At 64.7% G+C, this 1255-nt stretch carries 1 protein-coding gene; it reads right to left on the reverse strand.

What is annotated here, in order from left to right:
• A partial coding sequence (locus tag Q7U29_RS13640) for a fumarate hydratase (protein WP_304742234.1) occupies positions 1-1255 on the reverse strand: 1255 nt, incomplete at both ends.

Raw genomic sequence — 1255 nt, forward strand, 5'->3', positions numbered from 1 at the left:
TGATGCAGTGCTCGGCGAGGTTGGCCGCCGAACCGCCGACCGAACCGAGATAGAAGCCGCCATGCTTCTTGCAGGCCTCGCGCACCGCGACGGCGCGGTTGCCCTTCGCCACCATCACCATCGAACCGCCCGCCGCCTGGAACTGGTCGACGAAGGAATCCATCCGCCCCGCGGTGGTCGGGCCGAACGCGCCGGAGGCATAACCGTCCGGCGTCTTGGCGGGACCCGCGTAATACACCGGGTGATTTTTGAAGTAATCCGGCAGCGGCTCGCCTCGGTCGAGACGCTCGCGCAATTTGGCATGGGCGGAATCGCGCGCCACGATCATGGTGCCTGACAGCGACAGCCGGGTCTTGATCGGATGCTTTGAGAGCGTCGCCAGAATATCCTTCATCGGCTGGTTGAGATCGATCTTGACCACCTCGCCGCCGAGCGCCTGCTCCACCGCCGGCAGATACTGCGCGGGGTTGTGTTCGAGCTCCTCGAGATAGACGCCGTCTTTCGTGATCTTGCCGAGCACCTGGCGGTCCGCCGAGCAGGACACGCCGAGCCCGATCGGCAGCGACGCGCCATGGCGCGGCAGCCGGATCACGCGCACGTCATGGCAGAAATACTTGCCGCCGAACTGCGCGCCGACGCCGAGCGACTGCGTCATCTTCAGGATTTCCTGCTCCATCTCCAGATCGCGGAAGGCGTTGCCGTCAGCCGAGCCATGGGTGGGCAGCGCGTCGAGGTAGCGCGCCGAGGCCAGCTTCACCGTCTTCATGCAGAGCTCGGCCGAGGTGCCGCCAATCACGATGGCGAGGTGGTAGGGCGGGCACGCGGCGGTGCCGAGCGTCAGCACCTTCTCCTTCAGGAACGCCAGCAGGCGGTCTTTGGTCAGAACCGACGGCGTGGCCTGGAACAGAAAGCTCTTGTTGGCGGAGCCGCCGCCCTTGGCCATGAACATGAACTTGTAGGCGTCATCTCCCTCGGCATAGATCTCGCACTGCGCCGGCATGTTATTGGCGGTGTTTTTTTCCTCGTACATCGACAGCGGCGCCACCTGTGAATAGCGCAGGTTGCGGCGCAGATAGGCGTCGCGCGCGCCCTCCGAGAGCGCGGCCTCGTCGTCGCCATCGGTGATGACGCGAAACCCCTTCTTGCCCATGATGATCGCGGTGCCGGTGTCCTGGCACATCGGCAGCACCCCGCCGGCCGCGATATTGGCGTTCTTCAGAAAATCGAGTGCTACGAACTTGTCGTTGGGGCTGGC

Source organism: Bradyrhizobium sp. (assembly GCF_030654605.1).
GTDB lineage: Bacteria > Pseudomonadota > Alphaproteobacteria > Rhizobiales > Xanthobacteraceae > Bradyrhizobium.